At 67.9% G+C, this 26,944-nt stretch carries 21 protein-coding genes and 1 tRNA gene; 16 read left to right on the forward strand and 6 right to left on the reverse strand.

Going from position 1 to position 26,944, the window contains the following annotated elements:
• Positions 1-9: 9 nt before the first annotated feature.
• Positions 10-480, forward strand: coding sequence for a hypothetical protein (locus AB4078_RS17950; protein ID WP_441978252.1), 471 nt, complete (start codon positions 10-12; stop codon positions 478-480).
• A gap of 41 nt (positions 481-521) precedes the next feature.
• Here AB4078_RS17950 and AB4078_RS17955 read toward each other — a convergent pair whose 3' ends face one another.
• The 4 genes from AB4078_RS17955 to pepN all read right to left on the reverse strand — a co-directional run bounded on the left by AB4078_RS17955 (position 522) and on the right by pepN (position 6,633).
• On the reverse strand, positions 522-2,192 hold the full coding sequence (locus AB4078_RS17955) for an FAD-binding dehydrogenase (RefSeq protein WP_441978253.1): 1,671 nt from the start codon (positions 2,190-2,192) through the stop codon (positions 522-524).
• A gap of 40 nt (positions 2,193-2,232) precedes the next feature.
• Positions 2,233-2,670 carry a globin gene (locus tag AB4078_RS17960; RefSeq protein WP_441978254.1) on the reverse strand — a complete coding sequence of 146 codons (438 nt, stop codon included), beginning with the start codon at positions 2,668-2,670 and terminating at the stop codon, positions 2,233-2,235.
• Positions 2,667-3,887, reverse strand: a complete 1,221-nt coding sequence (locus AB4078_RS17965; protein WP_441978255.1) for a mechanosensitive ion channel domain-containing protein — start codon at positions 3,885-3,887, stop codon at positions 2,667-2,669. The genes AB4078_RS17960 and AB4078_RS17965 overlap by 4 nt, the downstream gene beginning before the upstream one ends.
• A 139-nt stretch (positions 3,888-4,026) precedes the next feature.
• On the reverse strand, positions 4,027-6,633 hold the full coding sequence (gene pepN, locus AB4078_RS17970) for an aminopeptidase N (RefSeq protein WP_441978256.1): 2,607 nt from the start codon (positions 6,631-6,633) through the stop codon (positions 4,027-4,029).
• Positions 6,634-6,828: 195 nt separating this feature from the next.
• On the opposite strand from pepN, the gene AB4078_RS17975 reads away from it, so the two are divergent.
• From AB4078_RS17975 to AB4078_RS18005, 7 genes are all read left to right on the forward strand, one after another.
• Positions 6,829-8,004, forward strand: a complete 1,176-nt coding sequence (locus tag AB4078_RS17975) for a ferrochelatase (RefSeq protein ID WP_441978257.1) — start codon at positions 6,829-6,831, stop codon at positions 8,002-8,004.
• A gap of 62 nt (positions 8,005-8,066) precedes the next feature.
• Entirely contained in the window at positions 8,067-8,552 is a 486-nt protein-coding gene (locus tag AB4078_RS17980) for a ribose-5-phosphate isomerase (protein WP_440731939.1), read from the forward strand.
• Positions 8,552-9,571, forward strand: coding sequence for an Fpg/Nei family DNA glycosylase (locus AB4078_RS17985; RefSeq protein WP_441978258.1), 1,020 nt, complete (start codon positions 8,552-8,554; stop codon positions 9,569-9,571). Before AB4078_RS17980 ends, AB4078_RS17985 begins: the two co-directional genes overlap by 1 nt.
• A gap of 52 nt (positions 9,572-9,623) precedes the next feature.
• A complete protein-coding gene (locus AB4078_RS17990; protein WP_441978259.1) occupies positions 9,624-10,277 on the forward strand; it encodes an FMN-binding negative transcriptional regulator in 654 nt (217 codons plus the stop codon).
• Complete coding sequence (locus AB4078_RS17995) at positions 10,274-11,782, forward strand: amidohydrolase (RefSeq protein WP_441978260.1); 1,509 nt, start codon at positions 10,274-10,276, stop codon at positions 11,780-11,782. The genes AB4078_RS17990 and AB4078_RS17995 overlap by 4 nt, the downstream gene beginning before the upstream one ends.
• A gap of 109 nt (positions 11,783-11,891) precedes the next feature.
• A complete protein-coding gene (locus AB4078_RS18000; protein WP_441978261.1) occupies positions 11,892-13,256 on the forward strand; it encodes a sensor histidine kinase in 1,365 nt (454 codons plus the stop codon).
• Between the two features lie 76 nt (positions 13,257-13,332).
• Positions 13,333-14,004 carry a response regulator gene (locus AB4078_RS18005; protein ID WP_441978262.1) on the forward strand — a complete coding sequence of 224 codons (672 nt, stop codon included), beginning with the start codon at positions 13,333-13,335 and terminating at the stop codon, positions 14,002-14,004.
• A gap of 36 nt (positions 14,005-14,040) precedes the next feature.
• Here AB4078_RS18005 and AB4078_RS18010 read toward each other — a convergent pair whose 3' ends face one another.
• A complete protein-coding gene (locus AB4078_RS18010) occupies positions 14,041-14,526 on the reverse strand; it encodes a Dps family protein (RefSeq protein ID WP_440731933.1) in 486 nt (161 codons plus the stop codon).
• 204 nt (positions 14,527-14,730) lie between these two features.
• On the opposite strand from AB4078_RS18010, the gene AB4078_RS18015 reads away from it, so the two are divergent.
• The 4 genes from AB4078_RS18015 to AB4078_RS18030 all read left to right on the forward strand — a co-directional run bounded on the left by AB4078_RS18015 (position 14,731) and on the right by AB4078_RS18030 (position 17,949).
• The gene (locus AB4078_RS18015) at positions 14,731-16,854 is read left to right on the forward strand and encodes an acyltransferase family protein (RefSeq protein WP_441978263.1); all 2,124 of its coding nucleotides are present in this window, start codon (positions 14,731-14,733) and stop codon (positions 16,852-16,854) included.
• A gap of 40 nt (positions 16,855-16,894) precedes the next feature.
• Entirely contained in the window at positions 16,895-17,425 is a 531-nt protein-coding gene (locus AB4078_RS18020) for a gamma carbonic anhydrase family protein (protein ID WP_441978264.1), read from the forward strand.
• A gap of 47 nt (positions 17,426-17,472) precedes the next feature.
• Positions 17,473-17,546: transfer RNA gene (locus AB4078_RS18025), tRNA-Ile, on the forward strand.
• A gap of 223 nt (positions 17,547-17,769) precedes the next feature.
• Positions 17,770-17,949, forward strand: coding sequence for a helix-turn-helix transcriptional regulator (locus tag AB4078_RS18030; protein WP_441978272.1), 180 nt, complete (start codon positions 17,770-17,772; stop codon positions 17,947-17,949).
• A gap of 1,159 nt (positions 17,950-19,108) precedes the next feature.
• Here AB4078_RS18030 and AB4078_RS18035 read toward each other — a convergent pair.
• The gene (locus tag AB4078_RS18035) at positions 19,109-20,059 is read right to left on the reverse strand and encodes a LacI family DNA-binding transcriptional regulator (RefSeq protein WP_441978265.1); all 951 of its coding nucleotides are present in this window, start codon (positions 20,057-20,059) and stop codon (positions 19,109-19,111) included.
• Between the two features lie 161 nt (positions 20,060-20,220).
• Here AB4078_RS18035 and AB4078_RS18040 point away from each other — a divergent pair, with 161 nt between their 5' ends.
• The 4 genes from AB4078_RS18040 to AB4078_RS18055 are packed head-to-tail and all read left to right on the forward strand — an operon-like array spanning position 20,221 to position 26,798.
• Entirely contained in the window at positions 20,221-21,573 is a 1,353-nt protein-coding gene (locus AB4078_RS18040) for an MFS transporter (RefSeq protein ID WP_441978266.1), read from the forward strand.
• Between the two features lie 44 nt (positions 21,574-21,617).
• Positions 21,618-24,098, forward strand: a complete 2,481-nt coding sequence (locus AB4078_RS18045) for a glycoside hydrolase family 2 TIM barrel-domain containing protein (protein ID WP_441978267.1) — start codon at positions 21,618-21,620, stop codon at positions 24,096-24,098.
• Between the two features lie 56 nt (positions 24,099-24,154).
• A complete protein-coding gene (locus AB4078_RS18050) occupies positions 24,155-26,365 on the forward strand; it encodes a glycoside hydrolase family 3 N-terminal domain-containing protein (RefSeq protein ID WP_441978268.1) in 2,211 nt (736 codons plus the stop codon).
• A gap of 31 nt (positions 26,366-26,396) precedes the next feature.
• A complete protein-coding gene (locus tag AB4078_RS18055; protein ID WP_441978269.1) occupies positions 26,397-26,798 on the forward strand; it encodes a family 1 glycosylhydrolase in 402 nt (133 codons plus the stop codon).
• The last annotated feature ends 146 nt before the right edge of the window (positions 26,799-26,944 follow it).

The following is a 26,944-nucleotide window of genomic DNA, read 5'->3' on the forward strand; positions in this document are numbered from 1 at the left end:
TTGCATCCAATGACTTCTAAGAACGTCCTTGCCGTTGCCGCGCTCATCGGTTTCCTAGCACTCGCCGGGTGCTCAGCGCCGGTCACGGGAACGACGGCCTCCACAGGAGCAGCACCTACCGCGTCGCCGGACTCGTCGGTCCCGTCGCCGAAGCCCACGCCCGCGGATCTCGTCGGCGAGTGGGTCGAGGAGAACGGTGGAGACTCCACACAGTCGGCGACGATCACCGGCCAGAGCATCTCGATCAACTGGGTCAACGCGAAGGACGGAACGACGGCCGTCTACTGGGTCGGTTCGTACGCTGCTCCGTCAGCGGCAGGCGATTTCACCTGGACGTCCACGCGCGACGAAGCCGCGACAGACGGCGCTCTGCTCGCATCGACGGACCCGACCAAGGACTTCGAGTACGCCGGCGGCAAGATCTCGTACAAGGTCACGGCGATGGGTGTGACCAAGACCGTCACACTCATCCGCAAGTAGCGCCGGACGCGGCCGCGCGAGGTCCGGGCGCTCGGCGGTGCTCAGACCGCCTGCGCCGCGGCGCGGCCCGCCTGGCGTCCCGAGAACAGGCAGCCGCCGAGGAACGTTCCCTCCAGCGCCCGATAGCCGTGCACGCCGCCGCCGCCGAAGCCGCTCGCCTCGCCGGCCGCATAAAGTCCGGGCACGGTCGTGCCGTGGGCGTCCAGTGCGCGGCCATCCAGGTCCGTCTCGATGCCGCCGAGAGACTTGCGGGTGATGACCCGCAACCGCACGGCGATCAGCGGACCAGCCGACGGATCCTGCAGGCGATGCGGCGAGGCCGTGCGGATCAACCGATCTCCGCGATAGGCACGAGCTGAGCGCAGCATCGCGATCTGCGCGTCCTTGGTGAAGTCGTTGCCGATCTCGCGGTCGCGCGCGACGACCTCCTCGCGAACCCGCGCCGGGTCCAGGGCGTCTCCGCCCGGGAGCTCCTGCATGCGTGCGATGAGTCGGCCGAGGTCGTCCTCGACGACGAAGTCCTCGCCCCGCTCGAGGAACGCCTGCACCGGGTCCGTGGGGCCCTTGGCGAGCCGGGAGCGCACGAGCAGCGGTATGTCCTTGCCGGTGAGGTCGGGGTTCTGCTCGCTGCCGGAGAGAGCGAACTCCTTCTCCACGATCTGCCGCGTCGTCACGAACCAGGAGTGGTCGTACCCGGTGGTGCGCAGGTGCGCGAGGGTCCCGAGCGTGTCGAAGCCGGGGTACAGCGGCACGGGCAGGCGCCTGCCGGTGGCGTCCAGCCACAGCGAAGACGGGCCGGGGAGGATCCGGATGCCGTGACCGGGCCAGACCGGATCCCAGTTGCGGATGCCCTCGACGTAGTGCCACATCCGATCGCCGTTGATGAGCCGTGCCCCGGCCGCCGCCGATACGGCCTGTATGGACCCGTCCACATAGGCGGGCACGCCGGTGAGCATGTCGGTCGGCGGTGCGCCCAGCCGTTCGGGCCATGCGGCGCGCACGAGGTCGTGGTTGCCGCCGATGCCGCCCGAAGTCACGATCGTCGCGCTCGCGGTGATCTCGAAGGCACCGATCGGCTCACGATCGCTCTGCACGCCGCGGGCGGCGGCGGACGATGCGAGGATCTCGCCCTGTGCGCCCGTGACGACGCCGTCGCGGGCGGTGAGCGCGGTGACCCGGTGCCGTGGGAGCACGACCAGGCTCCCGGTCCGCTCCGCCTGCTCGAGCGCGGCCTGGAAGGGCGCCACGATGCCGGGGCCCGTGCCCCAGGTGATGTGGAAGCGGGGGACCGAGTTGCCGGGTCCGAGAGCGCCGTAACCTCCGCGCTCGGCCCAGCCCACGACCGGGAAGAAGCCCACGCCGCGCTCCCGGAGCCATGCGCGCTTCTCGCCGCTCGCGAACTGGAGATACGCCTCTGCCCAGCGCCGCGGCCAGGCGTCCTCGTCGCGGTCGAAGCCCGCGTTGCCGAACCAGTCCTGTCGGGCGAGCTCGTAGGAGTCCGTGATGCCCATGCGGCGCTGTTCGGGGGAGTCGACGAGGAACAGCCCGCCGAAGGACCACCACGCCTGTCCGCCCAGGTTCGTCCGCGGCTCCTGATCCACCACGATCACGCGTCTGCCTGCGGCGGTGGCCTCCGCGGCGGCGACGAGGCCGGACAGCCCCCAGCCGATGACGAGGACGTCGGTGGAGTGAGTGGTCGTGGTCGCGGTCATGAGATCTCCGTCGAACTCGGTGTACGTGCGGTGGGCGCCGCTAGAGGACGGGGCGCCCGTCAGGGGTCGGGGCGCCCGTCGTGGTCGTGCGGCTCGGCTCGAATGTATTCACCATCGCATGCGCGGCGCGCTCGAGATAGTCCCACAGCGTCGCCTCGTGGATCGGCGAGAGGCGGGCGTCGTCCACGGCGGCGCGCATGCAGCGCAGCCAGCGGTCGCGGGCGTCCGGGTCGACGTGGAACGGCATGTGACGCATGCGCAGCCTCGGGTGCCCACGCTGCTCACCGTAGGTCGTGGGGCCGCCCCAATACTGCTCCAGGAACATGCGCAGGCGATCCGCCGCAGGGCCGAGATCCTCTTCCGGGTACATCGGCTTCAGGACCGGGTCGAGCGCGACCTCGCGGTAGAACACCTCGACGAGGCGCTGGAACGTCGCGTGGCCGCCGACCTCGTTGTAGAAGGACACCGGTTCACTCATCGTTCGTCTCCGGGGGTTTGCGGATCCTGCGGGCTCTGCGGATCGGGGAGCGGAGGGAGCGGCAGGCTCTGCGGGGCGGAAGGCGGCGTCTTCGGCTTCTCGGTCTTCGTCGGCGCAGGTGCGGTCGGCGCCGGTTTGGTGCGCGGCGGGGGCGTGGCCGTGGCGGGCTTCTCGCCCTCGGTCTTCTTCTTGCGCCAGAATCCGCGTTCCGGCACCGTGGGCGCCGTCGCGACCGGGTTCGGGCGGGTGCGCGGCGGGTTCGCGCCGTGCACCCGGCGGGCACCCTCGGGGCCGGCGAGCTGCACCGTGGCCATGCTGGGGACGGTCAGCTCCATGCCGAGCATGGCGTCGCGCAGCCGCATCCGCAGCTCGCGGGCGACGTCGTCCATCGCATTCGTGCGGGTCTTCATGACGACCCGGATCACGAGAGCATCGCCCTCGATCGACTCCAGTCCCCAGATCTCGGGCTTCTCGACGATGCGGGTGCGCCACTTCGGATCCTTCGCGAGCCCCTGGGCGGCGGCGAGCAGAGCGTCCTCGACCGCGGGGACGTCCGCATCCGCCGGCACCCCGAGGTCGATGATCGCGCGCGCCCATCCCTGCGACATGTTGCCGATCCGGGTGATCTCGCCATTGCGGACGTACCAGAGCGTGCCGTTCGCGTCACGCACCTGGGTGATCCGCACGCTGACGTATTCGACGACACCCGACGCGAGGCCCAGGTCGACCACATCTCCGATGCCGACCTGGTCCTCGGCGACGAGGAACATGCCGTTCAGCACATCTTTGACGATGTTCTGGGCACCGAAACCGAGGCCTGCGCCGACGGCGGCGGTGAGCAGCGTCAGAGACCCGAGCAGCGTGGGCTCGATGATGTTCACGATCAGGACGACAGCGACCACCACGAGGATCACGTTGACGATGTTCTGCAGGATGGTGCCGAGGGTCCTGGTGCGCTGTACGAGCCGCATGTCCGCGAGCGGGGAGCGCTCCAGCGCCCTTGTGTCGGTGACCTCGGCCTTGGACTTGGCGCCGGCGACGATCCGGCGGACGACGCGGCGGATCACGAAGCGGAGCGCATAGGCGATGAGGACGCAGACGACGATCGTGACGACGCTCCAGAGCGCCTTCATGCCGATCTTGCCGAGGACGTCGAGCGTCTGGGTCCACAGGTCTGCGATCTTGGCGGCCTGATCCTCGAAGGAGACGATATTCATCGTTCACGATCCTATGGCTGCGCCCCTTGGCGGGCTCTGAGCGTCGGCGGCGCTGCGCCGCGAGCCGGTGTTGTCCGCTCGGGACGCGACGAAGGGGCCGGAGGAGAGCAGTCTCCTCCGGGCCCTTCCGGGTCGTGCGTCAGCTCTGCGCGGCCGCCGATTCGAAGGTCTCCTCATCGCGCGCCTGAGCGGCGAGCGCCCGCTCCACGTCCGCGAGGTTTTCGAACACGAGGCGGCGCAGCGCGGGCGCGGCGTCCTGGTGGGCGGAGAGCCAGACGCGGGTCGCGTCGCGCAGGGCGGTGTTCGCGAGCGCCTTCGGGTACAGTCCCACGATCAGGTAGTTCGCGACCTGGAACGTGCGGCCTTCCCAGATCGGGAGTAGGGCGTCGAAGTACTGCGCGACGAACGGCTCGAGCAGTGCGACACCGGCCGGGTGGGTGAAGCCGAGGGCGGCGGAGCGGACGATCGTGTTGGACAGGTCGTCGTGCTCGACGAGCGAGGACCACGCGGCCTGCTTGTCCTCGGGCGTGGGCAGCGCGGCGCGGGCCTGCGCGGCGAACTCCGCGCCCTTGGCGGTGTTGTCGCCCTCGAGCGCGGCATCGATCGCGGCCCCGTCGACGGCGCCGACCGTGGCGAGGCCGACGAGCAGCTGCCACGACAGGTCGGTGTCGATCGTGAGGCCGTCGAGGGTGAGTGCGCCGTCGCGCAGGCGGCGCACGACGTCGGCGTGCTCGGGCGTGGTGAGCGAGTTCGCGAACGCCGTCACGAACTGCAGCTGGCTGTCGGAGGCGGCTTCCGCGCTCTGCGCGAGCGCCCACAGGCCGTCGGCGACCCGGGTGCGGGCGGCCTCACGGTGCTCCGGGGTGACGTACAGCGCGGCGGCGGTCTGCAGCTGGCTGAGCGTGGTGCGCACCGTGGTCGACTCGGTCTCGCGGCCGATGTTGCCCAGCACGAGGTCGATGTAGTCGCTCGCGGCGCTCTCGGCGTCGCGGGTCTGGTCCCAGGCGGCACCCCACACGAGCGAGCGGGCGAGAGGGTCGCTGATGTCGGCGAGGTGTGCGACGGCGGTCGCGAGGGAGCGCTCGTCGAGACGGATCTTCGCGTAGGCGAGGTCTTCGTCGTTCAGCAGCACCAGATCCGGGCGCTTCAGGCCCTGCAGTTCGGGAAGCTCCGTGCGGTCACCGTCGACGTCCACCTCGACGTGGTGGGTGCGCACGAGAGCGCCCGTCGCGTCGAGGTTGTAGAAGCCGATGCCCAGGCGGTGCGGGCGGATCGTCGGGTAGTCGGCGGGAGCCGTCTGCGTCACGGCGAAGCGCGAGATGGTGCCGTCCCCGGCCTCGGCGATGACGGGCGCGAGCGTGTTCACTCCCGCGGTCTCCAGCCACTTCTTCGACCAGACGGTGAGGTCGCGGCCGCTGGTGCGCTCCAGCTCGACGAGCAGGTCGCTGAGCTCGGTGTTCTGCCAGGAGTGCTTCTTGAAGTACTCGGAGACGCCGGCGAAGAACGCCTCGATGCCCACCCACGCGGCGAGCTGCTTGAGGACGGATCCGCCCTTCGCGTACGTGATGCCGTCGAAGTTCACCTGCACGTCGTCGAGGTCGTTGATCTCGGCGACGACCGGGTGCGTGGAGGGGAGCTGGTCCTGACGGTAGGCCCAGGTCTTCTCCATGGCGTTGAACGTCGTCCACGCCTCGGTCCACTCGGTGGCCTCGGCGGTCGCGATGGTCGACGCCCACTCGGCGAACGACTCGTTCAGCCAGAGGTCGTTCCACCACTTCATGGTGACGAGGTCGCCGAACCACATGTGCGCGAGTTCATGCAGGATCGTGACGACGCGGCGCTCCTTGACGGCGTCGGTCACCTTGCTCCGGAACACGTAGGTCTCGGTGAAGGTCACCGCGCCCGCGTTCTCCATGGCGCCGGCGTTGAACTCCGGCACGAAGAGCTGGTCGTACTTCGCGAACGGATACGGGACGCCGAACTTCTCCTCGTAGTAGGCGAAGCCCTCGCGGGTCTTGTCGAAGATGTAGTCCGCGTCGAGGTGCTCCCACAGGCTCTTGCGCCCGTAGACGCCGAGGGGGATCACGCGGCCGGAGGCGCTGGTCAGCTCGGAGAAGGTCTCCTCGTACGGGCCCGCGATGATCGCCGTGATGTACGAGGAGATCCGCGGGGTGGGCTCGAAGCCCCACGTCGCGACCGCGCCGTTCTGGTCGGACCCGGATCCGTTCGACGCGTCGTGGTGGATCGGTTCGGGGGTGGGGGAGTTCGAGACGACCTTCCACGCAGCGGGCGCGGTGATGGTGAACTGGAACGTCGCCTTCAGGTCGGGCTGCTCGAACACGGCGAAGACGCGGCGGGAGTCGGGCACCTCGAACTGCGAGTAGAGGTAGACCTCGCCGTCGACAGGATCGACGAAGCGGTGCAGGCCCTCACCGGTGTTGGTGTATTCGCAGTCGGCGTCGACGACGAGCACGTTCGAGCCCGCCAGGCCGTCCAGCGCGATGCGCGAGTCGGCGTAGGCCGTCGTCGGGTCGATCAGCTCGCCGTTCAAGGTGATCTCGCGCACCTCGCGCGCGATGAGGTCGATGAAGGTCGAGGACCCCTCGGTGGCGGTGAAGCGCACGACGCTGCGGGATCCGAACACCTCCGCGCCCTTGGTCAGGTCGAGCGCGATCTCGTACGACTCGGTGTCGACGATCGCGCGGCGCTCCTGCGCCTCGATGCGGGTGAGGTTCTCTCCAGGCACTGCTCAGACTCCCAGGGGGTGAGGGGTTCGGCCGCAAGATTCGCGCTGCTGGCGCCGGCGGCAACCGTCCCAGCCTACGCCAGAGCGCGTGTTGCGGTTTTTCGCGGGTGCCGCCGCCTCCAGGAGGGCATCGAGTCGGCGCACGGCCGTGGCAAAGGAAACTCAGGGGAAGATGGAAGGGTGAGTGCTCGAAACGTGACCGCAGCAACCGTTCCCTTCGCCTCCGCGCCCGCCGCGAGCGGGCCGGAGTTCGTGGAGACGCCCGTCGCCTATGACGGCATCCTGCTCGCAGGATTCGGCGGCCCGGAGGGGCAGGACGACGTGATCCCGTTCCTGCGCAACGTCACTCGAGGCCGCGGCATCCCGGATGAGCGGCTCGAAGAGGTGGCGCATCACTACCGGCACTTCGGTGGCGTGAGCCCGATCAACGCGCAGAACCGCGCGCTCAAGGCCGCGCTCGAGACCGAGCTCACCCGCCGCGGGATCGACCTCCCGGTGTACTGGGGCAACCGCAACTGGGCTCCGTACCTGTCCGACGCGGTGACCATGGCCGCCGACAGCGGGGACACCACGCTGCTCGCGTTCGCCACGAGCGCGTACAGCTCCTTCTCCAGCTGCCGTCAGTACCGCGAGGACTTCGCCCGCGTGCTGGAGGAGACGGAGCTCGGTGAGACGGTGACGATCGACAAGATCCGCCCGTTCTACGACCACCCCGGATTCGTCGCGTCCTTCGTGGAGGGCGTGCGCAACGCGATCGTCGGCTTCACGGCCGACGGCGTCGACGCCTCGGCGATCCAGGTCCTGTTCACCACCCACAGCGTGCCGACCGACGATGCGCTGCGTTCTGGCCCGCGCGACGTCGACTGGGGCCCCGACGGCGCGTACGCCGCCCAGCACGAGGCGGTCGCAGCCTGGGTCATGAGCCGCGTGGCCGAGCTGCTGCCCGCGGCCGCCGACGTGCGGTGGGAGCTCGTGTACCAGTCGCGCTCCGGCCCCGCCTCGCAGCCGTGGCTCGAGCCCGACATCTGCGACGTGATCGAGGAGCTGCCCGCTCGCGGTCGCACCGCGGTCGCCGTGGTCCCGCTCGGCTTCGTGAGCGACCACATGGAGGTGCTCTGGGATCTCGACACCGAGGCGAAGGACGCGGCCGCCGAGGCGGGCCTCGCTTTCGTCCGCACGCCGACCCCGGGGGTCTCCGACACCTTCGTCGCCGGCATCGTCGACCTCATCCAGGAGCGCCTGGAGGGGCGTTCGGCGGCGGATCGCGCGCACGTCACCGCGCTCGGTCCCGCGTTCGACGTGTGCCGTCCGGGGTGCTGTGAGAACATCCGCGCAGGGTTCAAGCCGGCTGCGGCCGGCATCGCGCCCTGACAGCGCCCGGCGGCCGTGTCACGCCGCCCCGTGGTGGTCGCGGCGCTCCGTAGGATTGAGGCATGCGCATCCACATCGCCACCGATCACGCCGGTCTCGAGTTCTCCACGCAGCTGCAGCACCATCTCGCCGAGGCGGGTCATGAGGTCGTGGACCACGGACCGGTCGAGTACGACGCACTGGACGACTACCCCGCGTTCTGCATCCGCGCGGCGCAGGCGACGATCCGCGACCAGCGCGCGGGAGTCGAGGCGCTCGGCGTCGTGTTCGGCGGATCCGGCAACGGCGAGCAGATCGCGGCGAACAAGGTCGAGGGCATCCGCGCGGCCCTGGTGTGGAGCATCGCGACGGCGGAGCTCGCCCGCGAGCACAACGATGCGAACGTGATCGCGATCGGCGCGCGCCAGCACACCTTCGACGAGGTCGCCGGCTTCATCGACCGCTTCATCGCCACGCCGTTCTCGAACGAGGAGCGGCACGTGCGCCGGATCGCGCAGATCGCGGACTTCGAGCGCGACGGATCGCTGCTCCCGGACCCGCGCGCCTGATGCCCGAGGGCCATTCCGTCCACCGGATCGCGCGGCAGTTCGCCCGCAACTTCGTCGGCAAGCCCGTCTTCGCATCGAGCCCGCAGGGCCGTTTCGCGGAGGGTGCCGCTCTGCTCGACGGTCGTGCGGTGGAGAGCGTACAGGCGGTCGGCAAGCAGATGTTCCTCGAGACCGAGGGGGATCTGTGGCTGCGCGTGCACCTGGGGCTCTACGGGGCCTGGGACTTCTCCGGCGAGATCCTCGTGGATCCGACGATCGCGTCGGCAAACGGGCGGATGGGCCAGACGAATCAACGCGGCACCGATCTGGACGCATCGTCGATCGCGGACGAGGCGCCGATCCTGGACGACGCGGGCGAGAACTCGCTGGCCTCCATCGGTGCCCCGCGGAAGACGCGTGTGCACGTGCGCATGTCCGAGGCCACCAAGGGGCTCGCCGATGAGGGCGCCGAATGGCCGCCGCCCGTGGTCGGACAGGTGCGCCTGCGCCTGATGACGGACTCGACCTGCGCCGATCTGCGCGGGCCCACCGCCTGCGTGCTGCAGACGCCCGACGAGATGCTCGCCACGGTCGCGAAGCTCGGACCGGATCCGCTGGTGGGCGACGTGGACGAGGGCGAGGAGCGCTTCGTCGCCGCTGTGCGGCGCAGGGCGGTGCCGATCGCTCTGCTGCTCATGGACCAGTCCGTGGTCAGCGGGATCGGCAACGTGTACCGCGCCGAGCTGCTGTTCCGGGCCCGGCTGAACCCGCACACTCCGGGCCGCGACGTGCCGGAGGAGACCGTGCGCGCGCTCTGGCGGGACTGGGTCCGTCTGCTCGCGATCGGCGTCGAGACCGGCCAGATGATGACCATGGACGACCTCACGGCCGACCAGTACCGCGCCGCGATGGCGCATCGAGACGACCGGCACTGGGTGTACCACCGCACGGGCCTGCCCTGCCGTGTGTGCGGCACCGACATCGTGCTCGAGGAGATCGGCGCCCGCAAGCTGTACTGGTGCCCGCGCTGCCAGGCGTGACGGATCCCGGTCGCTGAGGCTCTGGAAGGGCAGGCGACCGTAGGCTGAATCCATGCGCCAGAACCCCAGTTTCGCCATGACGGATGTCGCCGAACTGCGGCGGATCATCGCCGCCAATCCCTGGGCGACACTGGTGGGCCGAGACGAGAACGGCATGACCGCGTCGCACTATGCGGTGCTGCTCGATCCGGACCGCGACGACCTCACGATCGTCGCGCACGTCGGCCGTCCGGACGACATCGTGCTGGGACTCCGATCCCAGGAGCTGATGGTGATCTTCCAGGGTCCGCATGGATACATCTCGCCCGGTTGGTACGTCGACACGGCGGCCGCCGTGCCGACGTGGAACTATGTCGCGGTGCATCTGTCGGGCGTCCCGGAGCTGCTCGACACCGAGGAGAACCTCCGCGTCCTCGGTCATCTCGTGGACCACTTCGAGGGCAGACTCGCCAACCCGCGCGGCATCTGGACACCGCCGAACGACGAGGCGTTCGTGCGCCGGCTCGAGGCGGGCACCGTCGGCTTCCGGCTCACTCCGACGCGCATCACCGCCAAACGCAAGCTCAGCCAGAACAAGCCCGACGACGTGATCGAGAACGTGATCCTCGAGCTGCAGGGCGACGGCGCTTACGCGAATCCGCTGCTGGCCGCCGAGATGCAGCGCGCGCACGACGCCCGCCTCGCCGCACGGGCGGGCACCCGATGACGGCGTCGGACGTCGGAGCGCACCTCGACGCGATCCGCGCTGTGCGCATCGCCACGGCGGACCGTCGGCTGCTGGCCGTGGACGGCCCGGTGGACGTGCTGCTCGAAGAAGGCCGGATCGCCGACATCGCCCCCACCGGAGCCCTTCCGCTACGGGGCGAGGTGCTCGACGGCGACGGCGCGTGGATCGTCCCTGGCCTGTGGGATCACCACGTGCACACCGTGCAATGGGCACTCGCCGCGCAGCGGGAGGACCTCGCCGGCACCGCGAGCGCCGTCGAGGCGGCCGCACGCATGTCGCTCGCGTCCGTGCTCGGCGACGGTCGCCGGGTCGGATCCGGCTTCCGCGACGTGCGCTGGGCAGACCGGCCTGCCCTGGCCCTGCTCGATGAGCACACGGGTGAGATCCCGACCTACCTCATCAACGCCGACGTGCACAGCGTGTGGCTGAACACTGCCGCCTTCCGCCGGGAGGGCTTCCCCGTCGCCGCGGACGGGATGCTGCGCGAAGAGGACGCCTTCGAGATCTCCCGCCGGCTGAACGCCGCGGATCCGGTGGTCGCCGACGAGGCGGTCGCTGCGGCCGCCCGGCGAGCCGCGAGCCGCGGCGTCGTCGGTCTGGTGGATTTCGACATGGCATGGAACGCCGGGGCCTGGGCTCGACGACTCGCGCGCGGCTTCGACATGCATCGCGTCGAGTTCGCCGTCTATCCGCACGACCTCGACCGTGCGATCGCCGAGGGACTGCACACGGGTCAGGCGATGGATCAGGACCCGCTCGGACTCGTGCACGCAGGGCCGCTGAAGATCATCTCCGACGGGTCGCTGGGCACGCGCACCGCCGCCTGCAGCCAGGGCTATGCCGACGATCCGCACAACCACGGCGTGCTCACCGTGCCGCCCGCCGAGCTGCAGGAGCTGCTGCTGCGAGCCACCGGGGCGGGCCTCGAGATCGCCCTGCATGCGATCGGGGACCTCGCGGTCACCGCAGCTCTGGACGCCTTCGCCGCCACCGGGGCCCAGGGCACGATCGAGCATGCCCAGCTCGTGCGCCACGGCGATCTCGCGCGGTTCGGGCGACTCGGCGTCGCCGCGAGCGTGCAGCCGCAGCACGCCCTCGACGACAGGGACGCGGCGGACGCGCTCTGGGCCGGGCAGACCGCGATCGGCTATCCGCTGGCCTCGCTGCACCGGGCGGGGGCGACGCTGCGCTTCGGATCGGATGCGCCGGTGGCTGCGCTGGATCCGTGGCACGCGATCTCGGCGGCCGTCTTCCGCACCGACGATGACCGCGCACCCTGGCATCCCGAGGAGCGGGTTGACCTGCAGACCGCCCTCGCCGCGAGCGCCCGCGGCGGGACCGGCGGTGACGCCGGCATCCGCCCTGGTGCTGCCGCGGATCTGGCGCTGCTCGGCGCCGATCCGGCGACCGCCGACGCGCACGGGCTCCGCACGATGCCCGTGGCGGCGACGCTGGTCGGCGGACGGGTGACGCACGGGGGTTAACCCCCGTGCGGATCCGGCAGCAGGCGCCCTGGTCCGACGCCCGCGGGACGGGCATCGTGGAAGCCGGTGCGAATCAGCGCACCAGAGGCATGGACCAGGAGATCTCCCGATGACAACCGCGACCCGCTCCCTCGACTCGCGCCTCCCGGCGCCGCCGGCCGCGCCCCGGCGCGGATATGGGCGGGCATGGGCTGCGGCGCCCGGCAACGCGCTCTTCCTCGTGCTGCTGTCGGTACCGCTCGCGATCCTGGCGATGGGAGTGACCTGGACCGTCTTCGGCGTCGGCATCGGCTCCCTCGTGCTGGTGATCGGAGTGCCGGTGCTGGTCGGGTCTCTCTACGTCGCCCGCGGCTTCGCCGAGGCGGAGCGGGCGCTGCTGCGGATGACCGACCACCCCGCCATCGCCGCGCCCGACTGGCGCCGCGGCACGAAGGGCACCGGGTCCTGGGCCCGTCTGACGCAACCGCTGCGGAACGCGCACTACTGGATGGCGCTGCTGTCGAGCCTGCTCGTGCGCCCGATCGTGGCGATCGTCACGTTCGCCATCGCCACGATCTGGGTCTCGATGGCGCTCGGCGGCCCGACGTACTGGTTCTGGTCGTCGTTCATCCCCGACGGCAACGCCGAGAGCGTCTGGGTCCCCTGGGCGGTGCAGCACATCTTCGGCGGGTTCGACCCGTCTCCGGATCCGCATCTGTGGGCCTCGATGCTGTACCTGGTCGTCGGGCTGGTCTTCCTGGGAACGCTGCCGCTCGTGCTCAGCGGCCTCGCACGCCTGCACGGCACGGTCGCCGCCGCATTGACCGGGCGATGGGAGTCCGACGACCTGGTGGCGCAGGTCCAGGGTCTGGACGCCTCCCGCGGTGCGGCCGTGCAGGCCGAGGACGCCGGGCTGCGCCGGCTCGAGCGGGACCTGCACGACGGCCCGCAGCAGCGTCTGGTGCGCCTGCAGATGGATCTCGCCGCGCTCGAGCGGCGCGCGGCGGACGGCGATGCCGCGGCGGTGGCGGCGCTCGCACAGGAGTCTCGCGGGCACGCCCAGGCCGCGCTGGACGAGCTGAGGGCGCTGGCCGGCGGTGTCGCGCCGCCGCTGCTGCAGGACCGGGGGATCGCCGAGGCGATCGCCGGGCTCGCGGCCGCCAGTGCGCTTCCGGTTCGGGTCGAGGTCGCCCCTTCCATCACGGCGGCACTGAGCCCCGAAGCCGCGCGCAACCTGTACTTCGTGGTCGCGGAGCTGCTGACCAACGCCGTGAAGCACGGGGGAGCGGACGGCGCATCGGTGACCGCGGTCCGGGAAGGACCCGTGGTCCGCGTCACCGTGCTGGACGACGGTCACGGCGGTGCCGCCCCGCGCCCCGGAGGCGGACTCGAAGGCCTTGCCCGGCGGGTGCAGGGCCTGAGCGGCGCGATGCACATCGACAGCCCGGCCGGCGGCCCGACCATCGTGACGGTGACGGTGCCCATCTCCGCGTGAGCTGCGCCGCCGCGGGCCGCACCGACGGCGCGGTGAGCGCCCGCGCTCTGGCCTGCCGCGCCCTAGTCTGAAGGGCGTGACCGATCAGCAGACTCCGCTGCGGGTGATCCTCTTCGAGGACTCGATCCTGCTGCGCGAAGGTCTCGTGCGTCTGCTCGCCGAGGCCGGATTCGAGACCGTCGGCGCGTATGCCGACGCCGAGGACGTGGTGGCGCGCACCCGTGCTGCGGCCGCGACGGTGGCCGTGCTGGACGTGCGGATGCCTCCGTCGTTCCGGGACGAAGGGATCCGCGCAGCTCTGGCGCTGCGGGCGGCTCTCCCCGGGGTGGGCATCCTCGTGCTCAGCCAGTACGTCGAAGGCGTTTATGCGAGGGAACTGCTCGGGGCCGGCGACGGGGGAGTCGGCTATCTCCTCAAGGACAGGGTCACCTCACTCGAAGAGCTCTCCGGAGCCGTCCGGCAGGTCAGCCAGGGCGGGACGGTGCTGGATCCTCGGGTCGTGCAGCAGCTGATGCGTACCGGACCCGATCCGGTCGGTCGTCTCACCCCTCGGGAGCGCGAAGTCCTCGAGGCGATGGCGGAGGGGCGCAGCAACGCGTCGATCGCAGCCGGCATGAGCATCGGGGTGGGCGCGGTGGAGAAGAACGTGTCCGCCATCTTCGCCAAGCTCGGCCTCGAGGATTCCGGCACCGACCATCGTCGCGTGCTGGCCGTGCTCGCCTACTTGCAGAAGGACCCCCGTCCCTGAGCGGGGCGGAGGTCCTTCCGAGCTGTGCGCCGTGGGTCAGGCGGCGATGTGCGAGACGAGGAACCAGCGGTCCTTCTCGAGGCCGCGCTGGATCTCGATCGCCACGTCCTGGCTGGTGAGGTCGATCTCGTCGAGGCCTTCGACAGCGGCCTTCACGTTGACGAGGATCGCGTCGATGTCGGCGATCACGGCGCGCACGAGGTCGTCCGAACGGGTGAATCCGGCGGGGACCTGCGTCGCGCCGGCCTTCTCGGCGACAACCGTGACGCGGGCGTCGATCGGCAGGCCCAGAGCGACGATGCGCTCTGCGGCGGTGTCGGCGAAGTCTCCTGCGTGGTCGACGATCACGTCGAGCAGCTCGTGCACGCCGACGAAGTTCGCGCCGCGCACGTGCCAGTGCGCCTGCTTGCCGTTCACGGTGAGCGCCTGGAGGCCCAGCACGACCGGGGTCAGGAACTGGGCGGCGCCGGCCGCGACGGTCGGGTCGACGGTGGCCTGGGTGATGGTCTCGGCGTTGCTCATGATGACTCCTCGGTGATCATTCGGATCCGTGCGTGCTGATGTCTTGAGAGCAACGCTACTCGGCTCAGTTTGTTCCGCAAGCAAGCTGAGGCAACGCTAACTCGCAGGTCACATGCTATTTCGGCAAGGCTGGCCTTCCCTGGGATCCACGAGCGCACCGCGTGGACGACGGGAGGACTCAGCGATCCGGGATACCTTCGTCAGGTGGCAACAGCTGGTACCTCCTCCCGTGCGGCCCTGCGCCGACTCCGTACATCCGAAACGCGGGGCACCTCCGCCGCGCAGAAGGTCGGATCGAACTTCATCCCTCATGTGCAGGGTCTGCGCGCGATCGCGGTGCTGGCCGTCGTGCTGTACCACTTCTGGCCGGGACGGCTGAGCGGCGGCTACGTCGGCGTCGACATCTTCTTCGTCATCTCCGGGTTCCTGATCACCGCGCACCTTGCGCGTGAGCTGAACGCCACGGGGCGGGTGAACCTCGGCCAGTTCTGGGCTCGCCGTGCGCGACGCCTGCTTCCTGCGTCGCTGCTCGTGCTGCTGTTCTGCGCGATCGTCGCGGCGATCCCGGTGCTGTCGCCGTTGTCCCAGCTTCCCGCGGAGCTGCAGGAGATCGTGGCGTCCACTTTCTACGTCGAGAACTGGTTCCTCGCGCTGAACTCGGCCGACTACCTCGCGCACGCCGGCGATCCGACGATGGTGCAGCACTACTGGTCGCTGTCCCTCGAGGAGCAGTTCTACGTGCTCTGGCCGCTGATCATGCTGCTCGCGGCATGGATCGCGGTGAAGCACTTCCGCGGCTCCCGCCTCCGCGCGGCGGCGATCGCGATCGGCATCGTCTCGGTGGTCTCCTTCGCGTTCTGCGTCTGGTTCACGGCGACGAATCCGGCGCCCGCATACTTCGTCACCTTCGGCCGGATGTGGCAGTTCGGTGTGGGCGCCGTGCTCGCCCTGGTGCCCCGCCTCCGCGTGAGCAACGCGATCGGCAGCTTCATCCTGGGCTGGGGCGGCATCATCGTGCTGCTCGTCGTGATCTACCGCTTCGACGCGCAGACGCCGTTCCCCGGCTACATGGCTGCGATCCCCACGCTTGCGGCGGCGGCGGTCATCGCCGCCTCCAACACCGAGCGCTGGTGGTATCCGACCCGCATCCTGGCGATCCGGCCGATGCGCTTCACCGGCGACATCTCGTACAGCCTGTATCTGTGGCACTGGCCGCTCATCATCATCGCGCCGTCCGTGCCGTTCTGGGGCCTCACGATCTACCACCGCGTCGCGCTGGTCGGCATCTGCTTCCTGCTGGCCTGGCTCACCAAGAAGTTCGTGGAGGATCCGACCCGCACCTGGAAGCCTGTGACCTCGCGCAAGCCGCGGCTCTCGCTGTGGGCGTCACTCGCTGCGATGGTGATCGTCGCGGGTGCCGCGGGCGTCGGCTGGGCCGCGAACGCGGGCACCTACCAGCAGGGCGTGCAGGCCATCGCCGAACTTCGTGCGAATCCCCCGGCGTGCTTCGGTGCGGCGGCCATCCTCGATGAGTCTTGTGCGGGGACCAAGTCCGATGAGATCCTTCCCGCCCCAGGCTTCGCGGGCGTCGACCGTCCGGAGGCGTCGCAGTGCTTCGTGCAGCTCAACGACGCACGGCCGGTCTCGTGCGAGTTCGGCTCAAAGGACCCGAACGCGAAGCAGATCGCTCTGATCGGCGACAGCCACGCGTATCAGCTGCTCACTACGTTCCAGGGCATCGCGGAGAAGGAAGGGTGGCACCTCACCACGTACTTCAAGGGCGCCTGTCCGTGGAACACCACGCCACTGTCCACCGGCGGGGCGTTCGGCGACGCGTGCACGCAGTATCGCGCCGCGGTGGCGAAGCAGCTCGAGAAGCGGCACTTCGACGCGATCTTCACCGCCGCGCTCTCCACGACGCCGTACGCCGCGGGGGATCATGCCTCCTCCTACGAGGCGGCGGTCGCCGGATACCGCGAGGCCTGGGCCACGCAGACGTCCAAGGGAACGCCCGTGGTCACCGTCGTCGACAACCCCGTCTGGGAGACCGACCCGAACAAGTGTCTGCGCACCCGCGCCCCGAGCGCCTGCGACGGCTCGCGCTCCGACCTGCTGACCGAGAAGGACCCGCTGCGCGCGGCCGCGCATGGTCAGAAGGATGTCACGCTGCTCGACTTCACAAAGGTCTTCTGCGACGACGAGAACTGCCGTGCGGTGGTCGGCGGAGCCAACATCTACCGCGACCAGGACCACATCACCGTCACGTTCGCGAACTCCCTCGCTCCGCAGTACACGGCGGCGCTGAAGAGCGCGATGGGGATCGGTTGATCGGGGACGCGCGCGGGGACGGGGCGGATAGGGTCGCAGTATGAGCGACGATGCCACCGTCCTGTCCCTGCCCGGCCGAATCCCCGTCATCGATTCCACGGCGTTCCTCGCCGCGGGCGCGAAAGTGATCGGGGCGGTGACGATCGGCGAGGGCTCCAGCGTCTGGTACAACGCCGTGCTGCGCGCGGATTCGGCGGAGATCCGGATCGGCGCCGGCAGCAACGCGCAGGACAGCGTCTCGGTGCACGTCGACCCCGGCCACGGCGTCATCATCGGCGACGATGTCTCGATAGGGCACAACGCGGTCGTGCACGGCTGCACGATCGGGGACGGATCGCTGATCGGCATGGGAGCCGTCGTGCTGAACGGGGCCGTGATCGGATCCGAATGTCTCATCGCCGGCGGCGCGCTGGTGCTGAGCGGCATGGAAGTGCCGGACGGATCGCTCGTCGCGGGAGTGCCGGCCAAGGTCCGCCGCGAACTCTCTGCCGAGGAGAGGGAAGGGCTGCGCCAGAACGCCCGGGTCTACCGCGAGCATTCGGCGCTGCACCGCCAGGCGAGCCCGCTCTGAGCCGAGTGCACCGGAGGGTCGCCCTGGCCCGGTAGTCTCGAAGATCCGGGGCGGTGGCCAAGCTGGTGAAGGCAGTGGGCTCATAACCCAACGATCGTCGGTTCAAGTCCGACCCGCCCCACTCTAGAAGGCCCTTCCATCCGCGAATTTACGCGGAGAAGGAAGGTTCATTGATGCTCTCCACTGCTCGAAAGCCTGTCGAACTGGCCAGTAAATGGCCAGTTCTGGCCCCATCAAAGGGGCCTCTGAAGGCGTCCTACGTTCAGGTACGGAACGAACGCGTACACATGCGGACCTTGGCCGCGCATGTGGTGGGCATGACAGAGATCACCGTGACTCAGCTCATGACCACCCAGCAGCTGTCGGAGTATCTGCAGATCCCGGTACGGACTCTCGAGGACTGGCGTGCGCCGCGGTCCAGGCGAGGACCGAAAGCCATCCACCTGGGGAATCGAGTCCGCTATCGGCTCTCGACGGTGAATGAATGGCTGGAGAGCCTAGAAGCTGAAACGGATGCGGCCTAGTAGCTGGTCGGCGTCCGCTGGCGATCGGTGAGCTTGGGGCTGTCAGCTTCACAGTTACCCGAGGGCGGCTCACGGGAAGGGCGCGAACCCGGAACGCAGGAGGGACCCTTGTCCGGATCGCCGCTACAGCTGATACCGAGGACGAAGTCCGCGAGCGCCTGAGCGCTCAGGCGAGCAAGCTCGCGTTGAAGGTCGAATCGGTGACTGAGGGCACCATCATGTCGACACTGTTCAGCATGTGGATCTCTGACCGGGCGGGCGCAGTACGTCCGCAATCGCTTCGCATATACAAGGACACGGTGAGCTGGCTGAGCTGTCTGAACACTGTCCAGAGGATGAAATTGGGGCCAGCTCGCGACTACGAGTGTCGCTGCCGCCACCCAGACGGCTTCGTGGGCCGGCCCCCAGCGAGAAAACGGAGTGGGAAGCGCCAATAGTCACCGGGAATGGCCATGGTGCACGAGTGAATCACCTACGCTGTGGCCAAATTGACAACGCGTCTCGGATCGGTTGGCATCGACTTTGTAGACCCCTGCGAGTTTTCGACCCGACTACAAGGCAAGAGGGCTCGTCCTTGATGCCGTAGCTTCTCCGAAGCGATCGTTTCCGGCAGATCTTTCGCGTGCCTCGCGAGGTGCCCCACAAGCGATCACCAGGAAGGCGGTTCCGGCGCGGCTCTCCGGGTGCTCCCCGGCGCCGGTCAGCAACCGAGAGCGAAACGATCTGAGCCGTGTCTCGCTCCACTCGCGTATGGCTGGACTGGATTGGGTCCCTGACCCGACCGTGCTCGTTAGCACGTGCGATTGCTCGACTGCGCCCGGGCATGAGCTAGTCGACAAAGCCCACGGATACGCGTCCTTTCCACAGACTTCAACGACGACCTGATGGCTGCGCTGTGGATGGCGGGAACCGCGAGCCACGACTCTGCAGATCCGGCGGGGTGGCGTGGAGTGCTCGACCGCAGCATTGTTGCCGCCAGGATCGCATAGTCCCGGTTCTGGCTTCACCCTCCCAGCCAGCATCCTCGAGAATGGTCAGACGGATGCTAGGTGTCCATTGATTCCCGGCGATGGATCGGGGATCAGGAAGATCCTGATCTTCTCTTTCGACAAGTACTCTTGCGTTCTCGCTGGATGGGGGCCGCTGCGCTCGTTGTACGTCAGGTCGACCCGCCAGGAATGACTCGGAGGTTGATGTCAGCATTCTCGGGTGGGAGTTCCTGTCCCAGCGCGCTGAGGGCAGCGGTAGTGGTGGCTCGAGCGACAGCGGCCAGATCGTACGACACGGTGGTTAGTCGTGGCGCGGTGACATGAGCGAGCGGTGTGTTATCCATGCCGATGATTCCCAGATCGTTAGGCACCCGCCAGTGCCGAGCTGTCGCAGCGTTGAGCAGGGTGATCGCGAGGTCGTCGTTGTAACAGGCCACGCCCACACCTGCCTGTAACGACGAGAGCGCATCGCCGGCGCTGTCGAGGTCCACGCCGAAACCGATTACGGCCGGTGGCTGGAGGCCGGCATCTGTGCTGGCGGCGATCACGCCCGCTTCGCGGTCGTCGCCGAAGGGGTCTTGTCGCGCATCGCGGAGGTGAGCAAAAGCGAGCTGACGAAACCCTCGTTCGATGAGATGCTCCGCTTGCAGCCGACCGACAACGAAGTTGAGATTCACGGCTCCCTCCACGGAGCCGTCGAAACCGGGGACCCCGCGGTCGGCGAGGACTTGCCGCTCAACATCGGTGAACGGCTGCAGTGAGAGCACAGCTCGAGGCCGCATGCCGCCGAGGACCGCATCCAGGGAGGATGGCGAGTCGGTCGACAGTCGGAGCACCAAGGTGAGGCCTTGGAGCGAGAGCATGTCGGTCACCGTTCCGAAAATGTCTTGGAGGTTACTGCCGAAAGTCGTGTTGGGTACAAGGGCGATGACGAAGTCGCTCAGGCCTGAGCGGAGCATTCGCCCGGCGGTCGAGGGTTGATATCCGAGTTCCTCCGCGGCACGGAGAACGCGCGCTGCAGTCTCCGGGGTGAAGCGGTTCGAGTGCCCATTGAGAACCTGGCTAACGGTCGCTCGTGACACTCCAGCGTGCAGTGCCACATCCGCGCTTGTCGTCGACATCCTTCCCCCTCCGCCGTTGTTCAGCGTACCGGCATTGTCTCGTGATACTCCTGCTTGACACGTGATAAACGCTTGTGTGACACTCGTTATCACGTGGTAACGATTGCCGCGACACACACATGTGGGGGCCGGGCATCCGGTCACACGACGAAGGAGTCCTCATGTCGGATAACCCGAACGCGCCGGCAGCGCTAGGATCGGCGACCTCTCCCGCTCAGCAGGCTCTCGCTGCCGAGACACAAGCCGAAACGACTGCCACCGGAACGCTGCGCACGCCGGTGAAAGCGAAGTACATCGGCTTTCTTCTGTGGGCGATGTTCGGCGCGTACGTCGCTCTGGTCGCCCCCATCGGCCTCTCCCTGTCGTTGCGCATTCAGGAGCTCGCGCCATCGAACGTGGAGCTCCTCGGACTGGTGATCGGAATCGCTGCCATTGTGACGACGATCACCGGACCGCTGGTGGGCATCTGGAGCGATCGCGCCAGATCCCGCTTCGGCCGCCGCCGCCCGTTCGCACTCGCGGGGGCGGTGGCTGGCATCATCGGACTCGCCGTGGTCGCAGCGGCCGCCAACGTTCCGGTTGTGCTGCTGGGGTGGATCCTCACCTCGGCCGGGTGGAGCATGACCATGAACTCGCTGATCCAGTCGCAGGCTGATCGGCTGCCGGAGTCCCAGTACGGTCGCGTCGCGGGCATGACCGGCTTCGTGCAGATGGTCGCCCCAGTCGCCGGTGTCGGCCTGGCCAGCGCCTTCATCGGGAACAACTATCTCGTCTTCCTCGTTCCTGGCAGCGTCGGATTGATCGCCATTCTGTGCTGGGTTCTGTTCGTCAAGGAGCGGGATACACGTGATATCCGATTCGCGGAACCGATGAGCCTCGGCAAGACGCTGTCTGGTCTCGTGTTCAATCCGCGTCGCTACCCGGACTTCGCTTGGAACTGGTTGGCTCGCCTCTTGTTCATGACAGGTGTTACTTTCTCCTCGACGTATACGTCGCTGTTTTTCGCGTCGCGTCTGACAACGAGCGGACAGGTCGCCGACATCGGCCCCCTGATCGCTGTGCTCTCACTGATCAGCGTCGTCGTCACTGGTGTGGGTGCGCTGTTCGGTGGCTTCCTGTCAGACAAGCTCAATCGTCGTAGAGTCTTCGTCTTGTCCTCCGGCATCCTCTACACGATCGGTGCGGTGACCCTGGCGTTCGGCGGCAGCAACTTCGGTGTTCTCATCATCGGGTCCTGCCTCACTGGCCTCGCACTGGGAATCTTCTCTTCGGTCGACCAGGCGCTCGTGCTCAACGTGCTCCCGGAGAAGGACACCGACGCCGGCCGATTCCTTGGTATCAACGGGTACTCCACCTCTATCGCTCAGGCCGTCGCCCCTCTTCTCGCGACGCCCCTGATTCTGATCGGCGTGGCCGGTAACGACAAGAACTACGGACTCCTGTTCCTGGTCGCCGCAGCACTCACGATCGTCGCCGGAATCATCGTGCAGTGGGGCGTGAAGAGCGTCCGATAGTGCCCGAGTCCGACACCGCAACGAGCCCCTGGGGAGATGAGCCCATGACCCGCACCCTGTTCACGGACGACTGGACGTTTTACCGCAGTCCGGACGGAGAAGCGACCGATGTGCGCTTGCCGCATGACGCCATGATCGCCGAGCCGCGATCTGCGGACGGTCCCACTACCGGGAATCACGGGGGATTCTTCCCCGGGGGCTCGTACATATACCGACGGACATGGACGGCGCCCCAGGATCTATCGGATGGCGAGCACAGCCTCTTCTTCGAGGGTGTTTACGGGCGCGCAGTCGTGCTGGCCGCCGGCGAAGAGATCGCGCGCAATGAAAGCCCGTATCGAGAGTTCAGCGCACCTCTTCCGGATGTGCGTCCAGGCCAGAGCGTTGCGATCGAAGTGCAGGTCGACAACTACGCCGTCCCCAACAGCCGCTGGTACACCGGATCCGGCATCTACCGCCCGGTGTGGCTGGAATCGCACCGCAAGTCCCGGATTGCCCGCGACGGCGTTCACCTCATCACCCGATCCATCGAGGCCGGGCCGATGAGAACGAACGCCGTCGTCGACGCGATTGTGCACTTCGACGGTGACATCCCAGCCGGATCGACACTGACTGTTGTGCTGAGTCACGACGGTGAGATCGTGGCCCGTCGTGAGACAGCGGTGAAGGAGAATGTCGAATCGCTCGAGCTCTCAGTGACGGGAGCGCGTCTGTGGTCCGCAGATCGCCCGCAACTCTATGATCTCACCGCGCAGCTCACGATCGACGACGTCGTCGTCGACAGGCGGACGGAGCGGGTCGGTCTCCGCACCATCGACGTCGACCCTCAACACGGTCTCCGTATCAACGGGGAAGCAGTGCTGCTGCGCGGTACAGCGATCCACCACGACAACGGCCCCCTCGGCGCGGCGACCTTCGCCGCAGCGGAGTGGCGCCGCGCCCGGTTGCTCAAGGAGGCCGGTTACAACGCCATACGAAGCGCGCACAACCCGCTCTCGCGGGCGTTCCTCGATGCCTGCGATCGCCTCGGCCTGTATGTCATGGACGAGCTGACCGACGTCTGGTTCAAGCCCAAGACGCCCCATGATGAGTCCCCCCTGTTCCGCGCGCAGTGGCGCGACGACGCTGCCGCGCTGATCGCGAAAGACCGCAATCGTCCTTCGGTGATCATGTACTCGATCGGCAACGAGATCGCCGAATCGGCGACCGCGGGCGGCGTCGAGGTCGCCCGCGAGATCCACGACTTCTTCCGGACATCTGACCCGACACGACCGACGACCATCGCAGTCAACCCGCTGCTGGCCATGATGGCGGCGAAGTCTGCGGAACACGGCGAAGACGGGCCCCCGGAGCGTAGGCCCGCCACCAGCACGGCGGCCAATCAGATGGCCGCGAAGATGGGGCGACTCATGGTCCTGGCCTCCACATTGCCCGCCGCGCATCGGGCTTCGCGAGACATCTTCGAAACGGTCGACATCGCCGGGTACAACTACGGCTATGCAAGCTACGGCCGGGCCCGGAAGCGGTACCCCGACCGGGTCATCGTCGGCACTGAATCCATGCCCGGAGACCTCCCCGCCATCTGGAAGCGGGTCAGGTCCATCCCGGGCGTGATCGGCGACTTCGGCTGGACTGGCTGGGACTACCTCGGCGAAGTCGGGCTCGGGTACTGGAGTTATGGTGACGAGGTCGGTGGAATCGCGAAACCCTACCCCGGCATCCTCGCAGGCTGTGGCGTCTTCGATGTCACAGGGACACCCGGCGCCGCCCTGCACCTCGCGCAGGCAGTGTGGGAGATCGCCGAGGACCCAGGCATCGCCGTTCGTCCGATGGACCGTGCCGGCCAGCGCCCGAACAAGACCCCGTGGCTGGCATCCGACGGCGTGTCGTCCTGGTCCTGGCGAGGCCACGAAGGTGTCGCCGAGATCGAGGTGTACTCGCCGCACGATCAGGTCGAGCTGCTCCTCAACGGGCGCTCGCTCGGCCGTCGCGCCGCCGGCCTCCGCAAGCACTACGTCGCACGCTTTCGAGCCCGGTACGAGCCAGGGGAGCTCACTGCGGTCGCCTATCGCGCGGGAACTGAAGTCGGGCGCACCACGCTACGGACCGCCGGGCCGACGGCACTACGGTTGCGAGCCGAGTCGACGGAGATTCACGGGCCAGACGACCTCGCCTATGTATGGGTCGAACTCGCAGATGCCGACAGCATCGTCGACGCCGGATCCGAAGATGACCTCGTCGTCACTGTCACCGGTGCGGGCGAGCTCGTAGCCCTAGGCAGCGCTGCGCCCACGACGACCGGAACATATACCGATGATCACACCCGCACCTACCGCGGTCGAGCGATCGCGATCATTCGCGGCTCGAACAGCGAGGGTCCGGTGACGATCCACGCGCGCTCCGTGACACACGGGGAAGCCACCCTCACGCTCACAACGCTCAGCGAGAACCTCAATGATCTCCCTCTTGCCTTCGCAGGCACCCGAAAGACCCACCGACGATCCCAGGAGCGTTTCCCACTATGACCACTCCCGCTTTCCGTGACTCGAACCTCGACATTGAAGCTCGCATCGATGACCTAATGCTCCAGCTTTCCCTGGAGGAGAAGGCAGGGCAGCTGACTCAGTACTTTTACCTCGGAGTACCCGAGCTCCCGGAGGACTTCGATATTGAGTCGCTCCCGCCAGAGCACCGCGTCTTCGTCGAGATGCCCAAGTTCGTCGAACGGGAGATGGCGGCCGGGCGCGTCGGATCCGCTCTCTTCGTCAGCGACCCGGTGACGATCAACCGGCTGCAACGCATCGCCATAGAGCAGACCCGGCTCGGCATCCCACTACTGTTCGGGTTCGACGTCGTACACGGGCTCCGTACGATCATGCCCGCCCCTATCGGCCTCGCCGCCAGTTGGGACATCGACATCGTCGAACGTGCGCAGGCCGTTGCAGCACGCGAGGCCCGAGCGGCCGGCATCCACTGGACTTTCGCGCCCATGATCGACATCGCCCGAGACCCCCGTTGGGGGCGCATCTTCGAAAGCGTAGGTGAGGACCCGGTCCTCGGTGCCGCGATGGCCACAGCGCAGATCCGTGGATTCCAAGGCGACTTCGGTGCCGACCGTGTCCTGGCGGGCCCCAAGCACTTCGCCGGCTACGGCGCCGCACGAGGCGGCCGCGACTACGAAGACGCTGAGGTGTCGGACTCCGAACTCTGGAACGTATACTTCCCGCCGTTCCGTGCGGCGATCGAAGCGGGCGCCGCGAACGTGATGAGCGCGTACATGGATCTCAACGGCGTCCCTGCCGCTGCGAACCGATGGCTGCTCACCGATGTCCTGCGCGACGCGCTCGGCTTCGACGGATTCGTGGTCTCCGATGCGAACGCCGTGAAGTCGCTTGAGACGCAGCACCTGGCCAAGGACCCATCCGATGCTGCGGCTCGTGCGGTGACCGCAGGCCTCGACATGGAGATGGCCACGTCCGAGGCCGCGTTCGCGCACCTTCCCCAAGCAGTCGCCGACGGGACTCTCGCGGAGAGCGCTCTGGATGAGGCCGTCCGACGAGTGCTGCGAGCGAAGTTCCGCCTCGGACTGTTCGAGAATCCCTACGCCGATGAGCCGGCGACAACTACTGTCCTCGACGATGCGAACCACCGTGCCACCGCTCAGACGGCGGCGGAACGATCCATCGTGCTCCTCAAGAACTCAGGCGGCCTTCTGCCGCTCACACCGGATCAGCTGGAGTCGATCGCGGTGATCGGCCAACTCGCCGACAGTAAGCGTGATCTGCTCGGCGCCTGGGTGTTCGACCACGACACCGCTGAAACCGTCACCGTGCTGGAGGGGCTGAGAAACCGCCTACCGGATACCGAGATCACGTACGCGCCCGGCGCCGGCATCCGGGAGCGGCTGTTCCCCTCGCAGTTCGACCGTGCCGATCCAACGATCACGGCTACCCCCAACGACTGGGATGATGAGGCAGAGATCACTCGTGCCGTCGAAACGGCAGCGGCTGCGGATGTCGCCGTCGTCGTCGTGGGTCAGCGGCAGAACCAGTCGGGCGAGAAAGCGTCCAGCTCCACCCTCGATCTCCCCGGGCGACAGTTGGAACAACTGCGGCGCATCGCCGCGACCGGTACGCCCGTCGTCGTCGTCGTCATCTCTGGTCGGCCCGTGGATCTGCAGTGGGCGGATGCGAACGTCGGCGCGATGGTGCAGGCGTGGCACCCTGGCACGCGAGGTGGAGACGCGGTCGCCTCCGTGCTCTGCGGCGACGTGTCACCGGCCGGACGGCTACCTTTCACCTGGCCGCGCCACGTAGGGCAGATCCCCATGGTCTACGCCCATTACCGCACCTTCGAGCCCGAGAAACAGAACGAGCGGTACTTCGAAAAGGAAAGCACGCCGCTGTACCCCTTCGGGTTCGGACTGTCTTACGCCTCGTTCGAATACACCGACCTGCGTGTAGATGCAAATGAGATCCGCGTCGGAGAAACTGCCACGGTGCGCGCCTCTGTGACCAACACCTCCGATGTCCCCGCTGACGAGGTTGTGCAGCTCTATATCCACCAGCGCCACGGCACCTCGTCTCGCCCCGTTCGCGAACTCAAAGGATTCGAACGTGTCTTCCTAACACCCGGCGAGCAGCGAACGGTCTCCTTCGCTCTCGGCCCGGATGAGCTGAAGTACTGGAGCGCCGTAAACCGCGATCTCGTACAGGACGCCACCACCATCGACATCTGGGTCGGCGCCGACTCGACCGCGTCACTCGCCACCACTCTTCACGTCCGTCCCTAGCAGGGACGCGTACCCAACGAAAGGACACATCGTGACCGACAGCAACAACACTGGCTTCCTGTGGGGAGCATCCGGCGCCCCGCACCAAATCGAAGGCAACAACGTCAACAGCGACTGGTGGGTATACGAACAGCGCCTGCCGCACTTCACCAGCAGTGGCGATGCCGTCGACAGTTACCACCGCTACGAAGAGGACATGCAGCTTCTCGCCGACGCCGGCCTGAATGCCTACCGCTTCGGGATCGAGTGGGCGCGGGTCGAACCGTTGCCTGGACAGTTCTCGCTCGCCGAGCTCGCCCACTACCGCCGCATGATCGAAACGGCACTCCGCCTGGGATTGACTCCCGTGGTGACCCTGCACCACTTCTCGAGCCCGCGCTGGTTCATCGAGGAAGGCGGGTGGCTCGGTGATACCGCCGTGGATCGCTTCTGAATCGGCCTGGTCTTCGTTCCGACTGCTATTCCTGTCCGGCGACTGCCGGGAGGGATGATTCGTGGTCAGCGTAGTATGCGTTCTCGACCTCGAGGGGAGTTCGCAGTCCGAGCTCGCCGTGGAGGCGTGAGTTGTTCCACCACCAC

Origin of the sequence: Microbacterium sp. 2MCAF23 (assembly GCF_052115565.1) — a bacterium.
Lineage (GTDB): Bacteria > Actinomycetota > Actinomycetes > Actinomycetales > Microbacteriaceae > Microbacterium.